Annotated in this window: 14 protein-coding genes; 6 read left to right on the top strand and 8 right to left on the bottom strand. The window is 59.7% G+C overall.

Features of this window, described 5'->3' with window-relative positions; translation table 11 throughout:
- Positions 1-2: 2 nt before the first annotated feature.
- Entirely contained in the window at positions 3-1,538 is a 1,536-nt protein-coding gene (pdhS2, locus tag J5276_RS04525; protein ID WP_065687226.1) for a two-component system sensor histidine kinase PdhS2, read from the bottom strand.
- 108 nt (positions 1,539-1,646) lie between these two features.
- Here pdhS2 and J5276_RS04530 point away from each other — a divergent pair, with 108 nt between their 5' ends.
- The 4 genes from J5276_RS04530 (at position 1,647) to J5276_RS04545 (ending at position 4,693) form a co-directional block, all read left to right on the top strand.
- A complete protein-coding gene (locus J5276_RS04530; RefSeq protein ID WP_111782415.1) occupies positions 1,647-2,240 on the top strand; it encodes a thermonuclease family protein in 594 nt (197 codons plus the stop codon).
- Positions 2,233-2,877 (top strand): uracil-DNA glycosylase family protein, encoded by a 645-nt coding sequence (locus J5276_RS04535; RefSeq protein ID WP_162632901.1) that lies wholly within the window; start codon positions 2,233-2,235, stop codon positions 2,875-2,877. The genes J5276_RS04530 and J5276_RS04535 overlap by 8 nt, the downstream gene beginning before the upstream one ends.
- 70 nt (positions 2,878-2,947) lie before the next feature.
- On the top strand, positions 2,948-3,436 hold the full coding sequence (locus J5276_RS04540) for an Lrp/AsnC family transcriptional regulator (protein WP_003507846.1): 489 nt from the start codon (positions 2,948-2,950) through the stop codon (positions 3,434-3,436).
- A 291-nt stretch (positions 3,437-3,727) separates the two neighbouring features.
- Positions 3,728-4,693: an aliphatic sulfonate ABC transporter substrate-binding protein gene (locus J5276_RS04545; protein WP_112154648.1), complete on the top strand. Its 966-nt coding sequence runs from the start codon at positions 3,728-3,730 to the stop codon at positions 4,691-4,693.
- 101 nt (positions 4,694-4,794) lie between these two features.
- Here the strand turns inward: J5276_RS04545 and J5276_RS04550 are convergent, their stop codons facing one another.
- The 5 genes from J5276_RS04550 to J5276_RS04570 all read right to left on the bottom strand — a co-directional run bounded on the left by J5276_RS04550 (position 4,795) and on the right by J5276_RS04570 (position 8,656).
- Positions 4,795-5,619, bottom strand: a complete 825-nt coding sequence (locus J5276_RS04550) for a class I SAM-dependent methyltransferase (RefSeq protein WP_025593927.1) — start codon at positions 5,617-5,619, stop codon at positions 4,795-4,797.
- Between the two features lie 84 nt (positions 5,620-5,703).
- On the bottom strand, positions 5,704-5,970 hold the full coding sequence (locus tag J5276_RS04555; RefSeq protein ID WP_003516070.1) for an usg protein: 267 nt from the start codon (positions 5,968-5,970) through the stop codon (positions 5,704-5,706).
- 168 nt (positions 5,971-6,138) lie between these two features.
- On the bottom strand, positions 6,139-6,969 hold the full coding sequence (locus tag J5276_RS04560; RefSeq protein WP_112154599.1) for an ABC transporter permease: 831 nt from the start codon (positions 6,967-6,969) through the stop codon (positions 6,139-6,141).
- Positions 6,966-7,769, bottom strand: coding sequence for an ABC transporter permease (locus J5276_RS04565; protein ID WP_003516067.1), 804 nt, complete (start codon positions 7,767-7,769; stop codon positions 6,966-6,968). The genes J5276_RS04560 and J5276_RS04565 overlap by 4 nt, the downstream gene beginning before the upstream one ends.
- Positions 7,770-7,882: 113 nt before the next feature.
- Positions 7,883-8,656 (bottom strand): ABC transporter substrate-binding protein, encoded by a 774-nt coding sequence (locus tag J5276_RS04570; protein WP_013636412.1) that lies wholly within the window; start codon positions 8,654-8,656, stop codon positions 7,883-7,885.
- Between the two features lie 341 nt (positions 8,657-8,997).
- Between J5276_RS04570 and J5276_RS04575 the strand changes: the two genes are divergently transcribed.
- Entirely contained in the window at positions 8,998-11,226 is a 2,229-nt protein-coding gene (locus tag J5276_RS04575) for an OmpA family protein (RefSeq protein ID WP_112154600.1), read from the top strand.
- A gap of 202 nt (positions 11,227-11,428) precedes the next feature.
- Here the strand turns inward: J5276_RS04575 and J5276_RS04580 are convergent, their stop codons facing one another.
- Complete coding sequence (locus J5276_RS04580; RefSeq protein WP_065659254.1) at positions 11,429-12,352, bottom strand: pseudouridine-5'-phosphate glycosidase; 924 nt, start codon at positions 12,350-12,352, stop codon at positions 11,429-11,431.
- Positions 12,353-12,383: 31 nt separating this feature from the next.
- The gene (locus J5276_RS04585; RefSeq protein ID WP_112154601.1) at positions 12,384-13,325 is read right to left on the bottom strand and encodes a carbohydrate kinase family protein; all 942 of its coding nucleotides are present in this window, start codon (positions 13,323-13,325) and stop codon (positions 12,384-12,386) included.
- A gap of 246 nt (positions 13,326-13,571) precedes the next feature.
- Here J5276_RS04585 and recA point away from each other — a divergent pair, with 246 nt between their 5' ends.
- The gene (gene recA, locus J5276_RS04590) at positions 13,572-14,663 is read left to right on the top strand and encodes a recombinase RecA (protein ID WP_003516062.1); all 1,092 of its coding nucleotides are present in this window, start codon (positions 13,572-13,574) and stop codon (positions 14,661-14,663) included.
- Positions 14,664-14,785 lie beyond the last annotated feature (122 nt).

Raw genomic sequence — 14,785 nt, forward strand, 5'->3', positions numbered from 1 at the left:
GCTTAGGCGAAGGACCGGCGGCGTGGCTGGATGGCGTGGGTTTCCTCCACGGCTGGCAGGCTTTGCAGCACGCGTTTTGCCGGCAGGATGGCGATGCCTTCGGTGCCTTCACGCAATTTCGATTTCAGGATGAACTGGCCGTCATGCTTGGCAAGGATGGCCTGAACGATGGGCAGGCCGAGCCCGGTTCCCTGTTCGGCGCTCTTGATCGCGATCGATCCCTGACCGAAGGCCGACAGCACCACGGGGATCTCTTCCTCTGGAATGCCGGGGCCGTTGTCCTTGATCGACACATATTGCCCGCCACCCGCCGTCCAGCCTGCCTTCACGAGGATTTCACCGCCCTGCGGGGTGAATTTGACGGCGTTGGAGAGCAGGTTGAGGATGACCTGGCGGATCGATTTTTCATCCGCCCAGACCTGCGGCAGGCTGCTTTCAAACTGCTGCGAAATCCTGATGGTCTTGGCGCGGGCGCGAAGCTGGATCATGCCGATGCAATCTTCGGCGATCTCAAGCATCGAGACCGCTTCTTCATTGAGGTCGTAGCGGCCGGCCTCGATACGCGACAGGTCGAGGATTTCGTTGATGAGGTCGAGCAGATGCTGGCCGGAACGGTGGATGTCGCCGGAATATTCCTTGTAGAGCGGATTGTTGAGCGGACCGAGCACCTCTGCTGACATGACTTCGGAGAAGCCGAGAATGGCGTTGAGCGGGGTTCGCAGCTCGTGCGACATGGAGGCGAGAAAGCGCGATTTAGCCAGATTGGCCTCTTCCGCACGCCGCCGCGCCTCATCCGACATTGAGTTGGCGACTTCGAGTTCGGCGATCAGATCATCTTTTTCAGTCTGCGACGACAGCAGCTTGATGCTGGTCTGGTAAAGCCTGCTGGTGATGCGATGACAGAAAAGAATCGCCATGCCGAACATCAGGGCGAGGCCAACATCGAAGGGATCGCGGGAGACGACGGAGGTGACGCACAGCGCCGCCAGCACCGGCAGGAAGGTCATGAAGGTGGCCCGCCGCAGCATGAAATTGGCCATGGCGGTAAGCGAAAGCGCGATCAGCAGCGTCGCGCCCTTGAAGAAAAGAACGAGTGTCGGGTTGTTGCGCACCGGTTCGGCCAAGGCGAACATTGCCCAGGCGCAACCGATGAGGATCTGCATGGCAAGGAAGAGATTGCGCCACTTCGGCAGATTTTCGGCCGTGATCCCCTGTTTGGCGGCTCTTTTGGCCAGCACCAGAGACATGGCATGGAAACTCAGCGCAATGAGCGACCAGATGATCAGCCCTATGTCACCCGTGATATACAAACCGATGATAGAGGCGAATACGATGAAAAGCGGCATGACCATCGCGCCCTGAAGGGCTTCTGCGATGTGCATCGTCAGCATTTCACGTTCATAGGCTTCGCTGCCGCCAGCGCCTTGCTGCAAGCGTTCACGCGTCGTCTTCACCGTGTCGAAAACAGCCTTGTTACGGTGCTTTCGTGAACGGTCGACGATGATCTTATCGGTGGACGTGCTGACGCTTTTACTCATTGTTACAACGCAGGTGACATGAACCCTTTGCAGGCTACGCACAAAATCTTAAGAAGATGCTGCCGTGAAAGGATTTGTTTGCCATTTCTGACAAGGGTTTGTTGTGACATGAGACGAAATGGAGGCAGGCGCGGCTTTTTCTCGATTTTTCGCGACGGCGGGCTTTTCCTTGCCACCGTTTTTCTCGGCATTCTGATTGCCGCCAAGCTCGATCAGATCAATAGCGAGACCCATACCGGCCGTTTCTTTGTGATCGATGGCGATACGCTTTCAAAGGGCGAGGACCGGTTCCGGCTGCTCGGCATCGATGCGCCGGAGCTTTCGCAGACGTGCCGGCGCGGCAGCGAAACCTGGCCATGCGGCGCGGAGGCGCGCCGCGTTCTGCAACAGATGATCGAAGGCACGACCTTTTCCTGTTCCGGCAGTTCCAAGGACCGTTACGGACGGCTGCTGGTCTATTGCTCGGCGGGAGACCGGGATGTGTCCTCGGAAATGGTGGCGTCGGGTTTTGCCATCGCTTCAGGTTATTTCCAGTTCTCCGGCGAACAGGCGCTGGCGCGCAAGGAAGCTCGCGGCATATGGGCCGGAGAATTCGAAAAACCGGCGGAGTGGCGGCGCGAACATCGCGCAGCGGATTTGCAAACGCCCGCAGCGGGTTTCCTCACCATCATCCGTCATCTTCTGGGATGGAATCATGGCTGAGGCGGATCGAGCGCTGCCGATGAATGACGACGGGTTGGACGGGCTGAGGGGCGCGATTGCCCTCTGTCGCATCTGTCGCGACACCCCAACCTACGGACGCCTGCCGCACGAACCCCGACCGGTCGTGGTGATGTCGACCAGGGCGCGTATCCTGATTGCAGGGCAGGCGCCCGGGCTTCGCGTGCATGAAACGGGTGTGCCTTTCAACGATGCCTCCGGCGACAGGCTGCGCCAGTGGCTGAATGTTGATCGTGAGACATTCTACGATCCGGACCGCTTCGCTATTGTGCCCATGGGGTTCTGTTTCCCCGGCTATGACGACAAGGGCAGTGACCTGCCGCCTCGACGCGAATGTGCGCTGCAGTGGCGGGAGAAGGTGCTGGCGGCGATGCCGCAGGTAGAGTTGGTCCTTGCCATCGGTCAATATGCCCAGGCCTTTCATCTCGGCGAAAGACGGCGGAAAACCATGACCGAGACTGTGTACGACTGGCGCAGCTACTTTCATTCAAATTCGGGACCGGCCATTTTGCCGCTGCCGCATCCAAGCTGGCGCAACACCGGCTGGCTGAAGAAGAATCCGTGGTTTACCGAGGAGCTGCTTCCCGTTCTGCGAGAACATGTGGAAATGCGACTTTAGTGAAACAATTTTCTGTTTTTCTCTAAAAAATAGTGTATTGAAAGGAAATTAATTCAGGAGGGTAGACGAATTGGATCGCCTAGACCGTAAGATTTTGCGCATTCTGCAAGAGGATTCCACGCTGGCTGTCGCTGATCTGGCGAAAAAGGTCGGCCTTTCCACGACGCCCTGTTGGCGGCGTATCCAGAAGATGGAAGAGGACGGTGTCATCCGCCGGCGCGTGGCGCTGCTGGATCCGGTCAAGGTTAACACCAAGGTCACCGTTTTCGTCTCCATCCGCACTGCCTCCCATTCCATTGAATGGCTGAAGCGGTTTTCCGAGGTGGTCTCCGAGTTCCCCGAAGTCGTCGAGTTTTACCGCATGAGCGGCGATGTCGATTATCTGCTGCGCGTTGTCGTGCCTGACATCGCGGCCTATGACGCCTTCTACAAGCGGATGATCGCCAAGATCGAAATTCGTGACGTGTCGTCTGCCTTTGCGATGGAACAGATCAAATATACGACGGAACTGCCGCTCGATTACATGCTGCTGGATAATCCCAAATCCGGCGAGGAGTGATCCCGGCTGATCAGGCTTTTTGAACAATGCCCTTTCCGGCTGCCGGGGAGGGCATTTTTCGTTGGGCAGTTTGCTTTTCCGCAAGCACTCAAGTCGGCCATCTGGCGGTTGTCCGGGGAATGCACACTCCTGGCGTACCGAGGCGGCCAGGCAATCTTATTCCGCCTGCGACGGCAAATTAGCACATTCAATTCTCTTTGCACTGGTGCCGCGCAAAGTGGGATTTTGATAAAATCACTCGAATATCTACGCTTTGTATATCTGATGATGGCAACAGCGAAGGATATCCACATGCTCACACGACGCGGAACATTGGGACTGATTGCGGGTGCAACGGGGGCGGCGTTCCTGCCGCATATCCGGCGGGCTGGAGCCGCGACCACCACGTTACGGATCGGCTGGCAGAAGAATGGCGTGATCGCGTTGGCAAAGAGCCAGGGCGCGCTTGAAGCGCTGTTGAAGGATCGCGGCATTGAGGTCAAATGGTCGGAGTTCTCCTCCGGGCCGCCGCTTCTTGAAGCGCTGGGCGCAGGTGCGCTGGATATCGGACCGACGGGCGATGTGCCGCCACTTTTCGCGCAGGCTGCCGGTGGCAATCTGCGCTATGTGGGAACTTACAAGGGCGCCGCCGGTGGATCGGCAATCCTTGTGCAGAAGGATTCGCCGCTGAAGACGCTGGCCGACCTCAAGGGCAAGAAGGTGGCTTTCAAGCGCGGCTCCAGCGCCCATAACGTTACTGTCAAAGCATTGCGAACGGCCGGTCTGACGCTGAACGACATAACATCCATCGACCTTGCCCCGCCGGATGCGGCGGCCGCTTTCCGCAGCGGCAGCATCGATGCCTGGTCGATCTGGGATCCTTATTTTGCCGTGGCGGAAAAGGAGCCGACGACACGGGTTCTCACGACTGCCGAAGGTATTGTCGATCCCTGGAGCTATTTCCTCGCCAATGGCGACTTCGTGGAAAGCAATCCCGACCTCGTGCCGCTGCTCCTCAGGGAACTCGCAAGCGTCGGCGCAAAGGCTCAGGCCAATATCGATGAGACTGCAAACTTGCTGGCGGCGATAACCGGCGTCCCGCAGGATGTCACCAAGGTGTCGCTGACGCGTCCGGGAGCGGATCTGGGGCGTGTCTCGCTGGTTTCGGATGAGGCCATCAGCTATCAGCAGGCGCTGGCCGACGAGTTCTATGATCTGAAAATCGTGCCGAAGAAACTCAACGTTACCGATATCGTCTGGCGTCCCAAAGCGAGTTGAGCCGGGCGAAAGCTGAGTCTCTTCAATCGTCTGGCTGTTGTTGCTGAGAGATTGATTCAGGCAAGCGTTCCATGTCAGGAGCGCTTGCCTCTGCCTCTGCCTCAGCCCTTGAGCCTGGCAATCACCAGATGGCCGGGTGTGGGGTTGCCGTCCTGCATGCGCACGTTGATATCGGTGACTTCGACTATGTCGAAACCGGTCGCTGCCAGTCTTTCCCGAACATAGGTTTCGGCGTGGGCGAAACGCTGGTGCGGGCCGACCATATAGGGACGTCCGGCCATGGTTGCTTCGGGCAGCGTTTCCGACGAGAAGATCAGCAGGCCACCAGGGACGAGGTTTTCAGCGGCGCCGAAAAACAGCGGTTCCAGCGCGCCGAGATAGGGCAGCACATCGGTTGCGGTGATGATGTCGAAGGGCTCGTCGTCATTGTCTTCGAGAAAGTCCTCGGCTTCGGCGACATAGAGCGTCTCGTAGAGGTCCTTCTCGTGGGCGATCTCGACCATGTTTTCGGAAATGTCGATGCCGGTGATGTCATCAGCCATGTCGCGCAGCGCTTCGCCGGTGAGGCCGGTGCCGCAGCCGAGATCGAGCAGGCGCTTGAAGGGGCCGAGATCAAGCGTTTGCAGGCGCTGGCGCACCATCATCGGCACTGCATAACCGAGCTGTTCGACAAGAATATCCTCGAAGGCTTCGGCGTGCTGGTCGAACAGGGTTTCGACATAGGCGTCGGGCGCTTTGGAAGGCGGTTCGCCGCGGCCCATGGCGGCGATGCGAACGGCTGCGCCGCCGTGATCGTCCGGGTCGATGGCCAGAACCTCTTCATAGGCCTTCACCGCCGCGTCAACATCGCCGGCTTTTTCAAGCGCGAGCGCGCGGTTATAGGCTTCGGCAAGCGCCTCTTCGTCAATTTTCTGGTTCTTCGTCATCGTGCGGTATCCGTCAGCATCTTCAGTTGAAGTCTGCTGTAAGCCGCAAGACGGACGGGCGCAATGCTTATGTGGCGATGGGCCTCAGTGGAGAATGAACTCTCCTTTCAGTGCGCGCCATTCCTGCGCCGAGATCACCTGCCGGTGTACGTAGCGGACCGAGTGCAACGGACCGTCTAGCTTTTCCTGCCAGAATTTGAGGAAACCGTGCATTTCGGGGAAATCCGGGGCGAGATCATAGTCCTGCCAGACATAGGTCTGGAGAACCAGTGGATGGTCCGGCATGCGATAAAAAATCTGGGCGGTGGTGAGGCCGTAGCCCCTCAGCATCATTTCCATTTCCTTGTTCATGTCGGCTGTTCCCGTTCTCATGATTGCCGATCACAGCGTTGTCGCTGTATCTGATATGGGAACACGACAGGGTTAACCCAACCTTGCCAAAGGTCTGGGTTGTCACAAAATAGTTATATTTTTCAAAATGTTGGCAGTCTTCTCTGTTGAGTGCTGCCAACCGTGCCCCTAGCGCTTGAGATGGCGTGTCAGGCGGGCTTCGAGCCATGCCCAGACATGCCGGAGCGTCTCGACGATCGTCAGGTAGAAGATCGCCGCCCAGAGATAGGCCTGATAATCGAATGTGCGGGAGAAGGCGTAGCGCGTCTGTCCCATCAGGTCGAAGACCGTGACAATGGAGACCACTGCCGAACCCTTGATCATCAGGATGATCTCGTTGCCGTAGGGGCGCAGAGCCACGATGAGGGCCTGCGGCAGAATGACCTTGCGGAAGGTGATGAATTTCGACAGGCCGAGCGAGGCGGCACCTTCAATCTGGCCGCGTGGCACGCTTCGGATCGCGCCCCTCAGAATTTCGGCCTGATAGGCGGCGGTGTTGAGGGTGAGCGACAAGAGGCCGCAATACCAGGCCTCGCGGAAGAACCACCACAGGCCAACGGTTTCCAGCCCCTGACGGAAACTGCCGAGGCCGTAATAGATCAGGAAAAGCTGCGCCAGCAGCGGCGTGCTGCGAAAAACGTAGACATAGGCATAGGCCAGCGCGCTGATGACGCGATTTTCCGACATGCGGGCGAAGGCGATCGGCACCGAGAGAAGTGCGCCGAGGATGATCGAACTGCCAACTAGCGTAATGGTGGTGATGAGGCCATCGATATAACGCGGCCCGTAACGTTCGAATTTCGCCCAGTCCCAGCCTTCGATCATCGCAAAGATCAGCCCGGCGGCCATCAGCAGCCAGAGCGTTATAACGGCGATGCCGACGACGCGCGATATGTTGAGGGGCTTGTCTGTGGCAACCGGCGCGGGGCGCGGCGGAATGAGTTCCTGAACATGGCTCATCGGCTTGCCTCCGACTTGCGCGACCAGCGATCGATGAAGCCGATGCCGATGGAGGAGAGCAGAGCGAGGATGAGGTAGAGCAGGCAGGCGATGCCGTAGAAGAAGAAGGCTTCCTTGCTGACGCGGGCAGCGATGCCGGTCTGGCGCACGATATCGGCAAGGCCGATGATCGAGACGTAAGAGGTATCCTTGAGCAGGATGACCCAAAGGTTGGTCATGCCGGGCAGGGCGATCCTGACCAGCTGCGGGATGATGACAAGCACCATGGTGTGGCCGCGCGAGAGGCCGAGTGCATGGCCCGCCTCATATTGGCCCTTTGGGATGGCCTTGAAGGCAGATAGCAACACTTCCGAGGAATAGGACGAAAACACCACTGACAGCGCGACCATGCCCGCCACGAAGGCGTTGATCTCTACCGGGCCTGTTATCCCGACATAACCGGCGGCCGATTGCAGCAGCATCTGTATGCCGTAATAGACGATGAACAGCGTCAGGAGTTCCGGCAGGCCACGGAAGATGGTGGTATAGACACCGGCCGCCAGCCGCAGCGATTTTTCCTCCGATTGCGCGGCGAGCGCAATGAGGAAACCGATCACAAGCCCGACGGGCAGGGTGGCGAGCGCCAGCGAGATCGTGACCTTGACGCCGAAGGCGATTTCGTCGCCCCAGCCGGCATCGCCACAGGTGACGAGGGTGCCGTTTCCGAAAAGCGTGAAGAGACCGACCGGCCCACAGAAAGGGTCGAGAAGTGTCGAGACATAGGTCCAGAACGCACCTATGGCGGAAAATGCTCCGCTCATGCCAGTTTTCCCCCGCGGTCTTAAGCCGCCGTGATTGTTATGGTTACGTTTTCAAACAAAAATGGCGGAAGGGCAAGCCTTCCGCCACCAGATTTCAACAGGCGACGCGCCGCTTACTGGCCGTAAACGTCGAAATCAAAGTATTTCTTGTTGATTTCCTGGTACTTGCCGTTGGCGCGGATGCCGGCGATGGCAGCCGTGAACTTGTCGGCGAGCGCGGTATCGCCCTTGCGAACGGCTACGCCTGCACCATTGCCGTTGATCTCGACATCCACCGGAAGCGGCGTCAGGATCTTGCAGCACTTGCCTGCATCCGATTTCAGCCACTCCGACAGGACGACGATATCGTCGATGACGGCGTCGATGCGGCCGTTGGAGATGTCGAGCTTATATTCGTCGGCGGTCGGGTACATTTTCAGGTCGGAACCCGGGAAGTGCTTTTCCGCATAGTTGGAGTGGGTCGTGGAACCCTGCGCGCCGAGCGACTTGCCCTTCAGGTCGTCGACGGACTTGATCGGCGAATCCTTCGGTACGGCGATTGCCGGCGGGGTGTTGTAATATTTCTTGGAGAAATCGACCTTCTGGAGACGCTCCGGCGTAATCGACATGGACGCGATGATGGCGTCGAACTTCTTTGCCTGCAGGGCGGGGATGATGCCGTCCCAGTCATTGGTGACGAAGGTGCATTCAGCCTTCATTTCGACGCACAGCGCCTTGGCGATGTCGATGTCGAAGCCGGTCAACGTACCGTCGGCTTCCAGATTGTTGAAGGGCGGGTAGGCGCCTTCCGTGCCGATGACGATCTTGTCCTGCGCGAGGGCCGCGCCGGAAAACAGGGAGATGGCGGCAATCGATACGGCTGCGAGCAGACGGGTGGAAATAGGCATTTCGATCCTCTCTTTTGGTCGTTCATCCGCAGTCTGTTGTTGTTTTCAGTGCGGACGTCGTGAGCGCAGGCGCAACAGAACGGGTTGCCATTCGCGGCCTTCAGCGCGCGGCAATTATTCGTCCGGTTGGTCAAAAAATGCAACTGCAATATTAGCGCCCTCTTTTTCGTCGCGGAGCTTTCACGAAATGGCCTTGATCTGTTCATTTCCGGTACAGAACGCTTTGGTCATCATGGGAACCGAAGCGTATGCAAGGCGTTGACCAGCGCCTGCACGCGCGGCCGGATTCACAATGTCGCGGCATAAGCGGCGTACAACGATTGGCAGATGAGGAAGCACCGATGCTGAAGAAGAACACATTGCTGACGGGGGTGGTTTTCCCCCTCATGTCGCTGGCGATCGCGGTGGAGCCGGCCGCCGCCGGTTATGCCGGCGCCGCACGGACGCAAACGCAAATGCCCCAGGCACAGGCCCCGGTGATATTGGCGCAGGCGCAGCCGCAAGCGGAGGAGCAGAACCCGGAAGAGCTGCTGCGCAAGCAACGCCAGCAAGCCGAAGAGGCGCAGCCGAAGCCAGAGCCAGAGCCGAAAAAGCAGGAGCAGGCTCCGGAACCGCAGCGCGAACAGCCGAAGGCTGAAGCCGCACCGGCCGAACCGCGTCCTGAACCCAAGCGTGAAGCTCAGCCCGAGCCGCAACGCGAGCCTCAGCCAGAACCGAAACGGCAGCAGCAGCAGCGCGAAGCCCAACCGGAACCGGCGCCAGCTGAACAGCCACCCGCCCGCAAGCAGCGCCCGCAGCCTGAGCCCGAAGCCGCACCTGCACCCGCGGAGCAGCAGCCGCAGGAACGGCCGCGCAAACCGGCTAGAGCCGAGCAGCCGGCAGGTGAGGGCGAGCAACGCCCCGCACGTCCGCGCAAGCCGGAGCCGGCGGCCGAACAGCCAGCCGCACGCCCTGAAAATACCGAGCAGCCGGCGAAACAGCGCGAGCCCGCCGCCGAGAAAAAGCCGGTAGAGGAAAAGGCGCCCGCTCCAGCACCGGAACCGAAATCGGAACCCGCCGAAAAGGCCGTTCCGGAGAAAAAGCCAGCGGCTCCTGAGCCAGCTGTAAAGGAGGCTCCTGTTCCAACGGAAGCGCCGACACCGGCACGGCCACCGGCTCCGGAAGCTCAGCCCAATCCTGCGCCCGGCCAGCAGCCTTCTGAGAAGCAGCCGGTAGAAGGCCAGGGCAAGACGGAGCCTGCAGCGCCGCTGCCGGGTACTCCGACACCTCCGCCGCCAAGCGGTGCCACGACAGGACAGGCGCCTGCCGGCGAAGCGGTTCCCAATCAGGTCGCCATTCCGCAGACGGAAGCGCCTCCGACGACGAAGCAGGAACTGGACAAGGCCAAGGCTATCGCCAAGGACCCGTCCAAGACTGCCGACACCGTCATTCTGCCCGTCGACAAGGGTGCCGCCGTTCTCGACAGCGACAAGGAAGTGGAGCGCTCCGGTAACAACCAGGCACGCGAGCAACGCCGCCGCGAGCGTGAGCAGGCCGGTGACGTGAAGGTGCCGACTTCCGACGCCGAAGCGCAGCGCGCCGGTGCTGCCGGAGGCAAGGCTCCGCCGCCCGTGAAGATGGAGGCGATTACCTCTCAGCAGGGCGAGCGTGTCGACCGCCGTCCGCAATATGACCGGCCGGAAGGTGCGCGGGAATGGCAGCCGCGCGAAGGCGGCCGGCGCGATCAGGATCGCGATGCGCCGATCATCCTGCAGTTTGGCGACCGCGTGGTTGTGCGCGGCGACGACAATCAGCGCTTCATCCGCGATGGCGGCGAGCCCTATTACGAGCGCCTGCCCGGCGGACGTGTCCGCGAGACCGTCGAGCGTCGCGACGGCACGCAGGTGGTGACGATCCGCAACCGCTATGGCGACGTCATCCAGCGTTCGCGCATCGATGACCGTGGCCGGGAATATGTGCTGTTCTATGCACCGGAGCTGATGGACGAACCGGACCGTGAATATGTCTATCGCGATCCCGGCCTCGACCTGCCGCCGATGCGTCTGCGCATTCCGGTTCGTGACTACATCATCGACACGTCGAGCGATCCGGACCGCGATTATTACCGCTTCCTGGAGCAGCCGCCGGTCGAGCCGGTGGAGCGTGTCTACTCGCTGGATGAAGTGCGTTATTCGGCCCGTATCCGCGACAAGGTGCGCCGTATCGACCTCGATACGATCACATTTGCCACTGGAAGCGCTGACATTCCGATGGCGCAGGCCCGTTCGCTGCGGAAAGTAGCGGATGCGATCAACAAGGCGCTGGCAAAGAACCCGGCGGAAACCTTCCTGATCGAAGGCCACACAGATGCCGTTGGTTCGGATGAAAGCAACCTCGTTCTTTCCGACGAGCGTGCCGCTTCCGTCGCCAATGTCCTGACCGATGTTTACGGCATTCCGCCGGAAAACCTGGCGACTCAAGGCTACGGCGAGCGTTACCTGAAGGTTCAGACACTCGGCCCGGAACAGCAGAACCGCCGCGTCACCATCCGCCGCGTGACACCGCTGGTAAGACCGGTCGCCCAGAACTGATAAGGTTCAGGAACTGAAAAATGAAAGCCCGGAAAGCGCAAAGCTTTCCGGGCTTTTTTATTGGTAGCAAAGTTCCTAGGCCGACACATTATCCGTAACTCCGGACCAGATCCGGGGTCCGGCGTGATCAAATCCGGCATGACCGGGATGCTTCTCACCCTGCCATCATCCTCAAATTTGAGGATAATCCAGCCTCTAACGCTTAGTTAAGCGCCACAGCAATCTCTGCTGCGAGCTGGGCATTGTTGCGTACCAGCGCGATATTGGTCGCGAGGCTGCGGCCGTCGGTCAGGCGGAAGATATCGCCGAGCAGGAAGGGCGTGACGGCCTTGCCGGTGATCTCCTCGCGCTCGGCGTGGGAAATGGCGCGATTGATATAGATTTCCATCTCCTCGCGCGGAATTTCGTCCTCTTCCGGCACGGGATTGGCAATCAGCATACCGCCATCGATGCCGAGCTGTTCGCGGGTCGTCTGGAAATTGGCGATGGCTGCAGGGCTGTTGAGCGACAGCGGGCTGGGAAGGCCCGAAGAACGCGACCAGAAAGCCGGGAACTCTTCCGAACCGAAAGTCACGACAGGCACGCCGTTGGTTTCGAGAACTTCCAGCGTCTTCGGGATGTCAAGAATGGCCTTGGCGCCGGCGCAGACGACGATCACGCCGGTTTTGGCAAGCTCGGTCAGATCGGCGGAAATATCGAAGGTCTCCTCCGCGCCCTTGTGCACACCGCCGATGCCGCCGGTGGCGAAAACGCGGATGCCGGCGCGGGCAGCGGCAATCATGGTGGCTGCCACTGTCGTGGCACCGGTGCGGCGCTCGGCAATCGCAAAGGCAATATCTGCGCGCGAGACCTTCATGGCGTCGGTGGTCTGGGCAAGCGCTTCGAGCTGCTCCTTCTCGAGGCCGATATGCAGCGTGCCGTGAATGACGGCGATGGTTGCCGGAACGGCTCCCTGATCGCGGATGATCTGTTCGACGCCTTCGGCCATCTCGATATTGCCGGGATAGGGCATGCCGTGGGTGATGATGGTCGATTCCAGCGCGACGATCGGCGCGCCGCGCTGTTTGGCAGCGGCAACCTCTTGCGAATAGACGATGGGCAGGAGCGGGGAGATGGGGCGGGTCATTCTGTTTGTTCCAGACTATAAAAAAACGGGTTCATGCCAGCATTTCGGCCTTGGGGACAAGCCCCAACATGGTCTCGACACTGTCTTTTGACAGGTCTTGGGCGGTGGCGAAAGGCGATTGCACGGTGATGGCGGCCGCCGCGGCACCCAGTCGCAGGGCCTCAGTGATGGCTTTGCCCTCCGTAATCGCCGCGAGATAACCGGACGCCATGGCGTCTCCGGCGCCGGTTACGTCTTTCACCTCGCGGATGATGGGTGGGTGGAGGCTTGCGGTTTGCGTCGCGTTGAAGGCTACCACTTCGCTTGCGCCACGGGTGATGACGCCGCCGGCAAGGCCTGCCCTGCGGAGAATGTCCGGCCAGTCGCGAACATTGTCTGCCGTCTGTCCCGTCAGCGCGCGCGCCTCTGCCTCGTTCATGAAGAGAATGTCGATATCGGCGAGCATGTCCTTCAGCTTCACCGCCTTGGCGGGCGAAATGGCGATGGCCGCGAGCGGCTTTTGGCAGGCGCGGGCAATGAGACCGAGCGCCTTCAACGTATCCTCCGGCAGATTGGCATCGCAAAGCAGAAGGTCGCTCGCGGTAATCGCTTCACGCACCGCGCGAACTTTGAGTCGGCGCGGCGAAAACAGCTTGTAGAGGTCCATATCCGCGAGTGCGATGACAAGATTGCCGTCGCGCTCCAGAATGGCGGTGTAGCTTGGCGTGCGGCGATCGAGGAAAACGAAGGGCGTATCTTCCACGCCCGCCTGCCTTGCTGCCTCGGCCACCGCTTCGCCGGTCACGTCACCGCCGCGCGGTGCGATGATACGGACGGCAAAACCGAGCCGGGAAAGATTGCGCGCCGCGTTGAAACCGCCGCCGCCAGCCTCTTCCATCCATGAGCCAGGATTGCTGGCGCCGGGCGCCGTTTCAGTCTCGATCATGCCGCGCCTGTCTATATGCGCGCCGCCCAGAACGAGTATTTTCTTCACGCTTGTGTTTCCCTCTTTCGCGGATGGAAAAGGTGGACGATTCGTCCCAATCTTCTGTTTGTTCCCCTTCACATCCGGTTCGCAGCGATAGGCCGGACACGGAAAAACGAAAGCAGAACAAACCACTTATCGCTATTTGTTTTCAATATGCTGGCTGCGCCTTGCGATATGAGAACAAATAGAGTACATCCTATTTCCATACTGCTTCATTGCCTGTGCGGCTTCAATAACCTAAAGGTGGATCGGATGGCACAAAATTCTTTGCGTCTCGTAGAGGATAAATCGGTGGATAAAAGCAAGGCACTGGAAGCGGCGCTCTCCCAGATCGAACGGTCGTTCGGCAAGGGATCGATCATGAAGCTCGGTTCCAATGAAAACGTGGTTGAAGTAGAGACCATTTCGACGGGTTCTCTCAGCCTGGATATAGCGCTCGGTATCGGCGGTTTGCCGAAGGGGCGTATCGTTGAGATTTACGGCCCGGAAAGCTCCGGTAAGACGACGCTTGCGTTGCAGACGATCGCGGAAGCCCAGAAGAAGGGCGGCATCTGCGCCTTCGTGGATGCCGAGCACGCGCTCGATCCGGTCTATGCCCGCAAGCTCGGTGTGGATTTGCAGAACCTTCTGATCTCGCAGCCGGATACGGGCGAGCAGGCGCTTGAAATCACCGATACGCTGGTGCGCTCCGGTGCCGTCGACATTCTGGTGGTGGACTCGGTTGCGGCGCTGACGCCGCGTGCCGAAATCGAAGGTGAGATGGGCGACAGCCTGCCGGGCCTTCAGGCACGTCTGATGAGCCAGGCGCTGCGCAAGCTGACCGCCTCGATCTCCAAGTCGAAGTGCATGGTGATCTTCATCAACCAGATCCGCATGAAGATCGGTGTCATGTTCGGTTCGCCGGAAACGACGACGGGCGGTAATGCGCTTAAATTCTACGCCTCGGTGCGTCTCGACATTCGCCGTATCGGCGCCGTCAAGGAGCGTGAAGAGGTTGTCGGCAACCAGACCCGCGTCAAGGTCGTCAAGAACAAGATGGCACCGCCTTTCAAGCAGGTGGAATTCGACATCATGTATGGCGAAGGCGTTTCCAAGACCGGCGAGCTTGTCGATCTCGGCGTGAAAGCCGGTATCGTCGAGAAATCCGGTGCATGGTTCTCCTATAATAGCCAGCGTTTGGGGCAGGGGCGTGAAAATGCCAAGACCTTCCTGCGCGACAATCCGGAAATGGCAAGCGAGATCGAACTGGCGCTGCGCCAGAACGCTGGTCTGATCGCCGATCGGTTCCTGCAGAATGGCGGCCCGGAAGCCGGCGAAAGCGACGACGGTCCCGACGAGGGCTGATGCATTCGAAGGTCCGGGCGTTCGCGTCCGGTGGCTTTGCCGGCATGAGCTGGTATGGATCAAAAGGGTCGCGCGATTTTCCTCGCGTGGCCCTTTTTCTTTGCCTAGACGCCTTGGTGCGC

Origin of the sequence: Agrobacterium sp. S7/73, from assembly GCF_019355535.1 — a bacterium.
Taxonomy (GTDB): Bacteria; Pseudomonadota; Alphaproteobacteria; order Rhizobiales; family Rhizobiaceae; genus Agrobacterium; species Agrobacterium tumefaciens.

Coding starts and splice junctions, on each gene's coding strand:
- J5276_RS04580 (WP_065659254.1), bottom strand. CDS start 12,352: ATGACCCGCCCCATCTCCCCGCTCCTGCCCATCGTCTATTCGCAAGAG.
- recA (WP_003516062.1), top strand. CDS start 13,572: ATGGCACAAAATTCTTTGCGTCTCGTAGAGGATAAATCGGTGGATAAA.
- J5276_RS04530 (WP_111782415.1), top strand. CDS start 1,647: ATGAGACGAAATGGAGGCAGGCGCGGCTTTTTCTCGATTTTTCGCGAC.
- J5276_RS04555 (WP_003516070.1), bottom strand. CDS start 5,970: ATGAACAAGGAAATGGAAATGATGCTGAGGGGCTACGGCCTCACCACC.
- J5276_RS04550 (WP_025593927.1), bottom strand. CDS start 5,619: ATGACGAAGAACCAGAAAATTGACGAAGAGGCGCTTGCCGAAGCCTAT.
- J5276_RS04535 (WP_162632901.1), top strand. CDS start 2,233: ATGGCTGAGGCGGATCGAGCGCTGCCGATGAATGACGACGGGTTGGAC.
- J5276_RS04570 (WP_013636412.1), bottom strand. CDS start 8,656: ATGCCTATTTCCACCCGTCTGCTCGCAGCCGTATCGATTGCCGCCATC.
- J5276_RS04560 (WP_112154599.1), bottom strand. CDS start 6,969: ATGAGCCATGTTCAGGAACTCATTCCGCCGCGCCCCGCGCCGGTTGCC.
- J5276_RS04575 (WP_112154600.1), top strand. CDS start 8,998: ATGCTGAAGAAGAACACATTGCTGACGGGGGTGGTTTTCCCCCTCATG.
- pdhS2 (WP_065687226.1), bottom strand. CDS start 1,538: ATGAGTAAAAGCGTCAGCACGTCCACCGATAAGATCATCGTCGACCGT.
- J5276_RS04565 (WP_003516067.1), bottom strand. CDS start 7,769: ATGAGCGGAGCATTTTCCGCCATAGGTGCGTTCTGGACCTATGTCTCG.
- J5276_RS04545 (WP_112154648.1), top strand. CDS start 3,728: ATGCTCACACGACGCGGAACATTGGGACTGATTGCGGGTGCAACGGGG.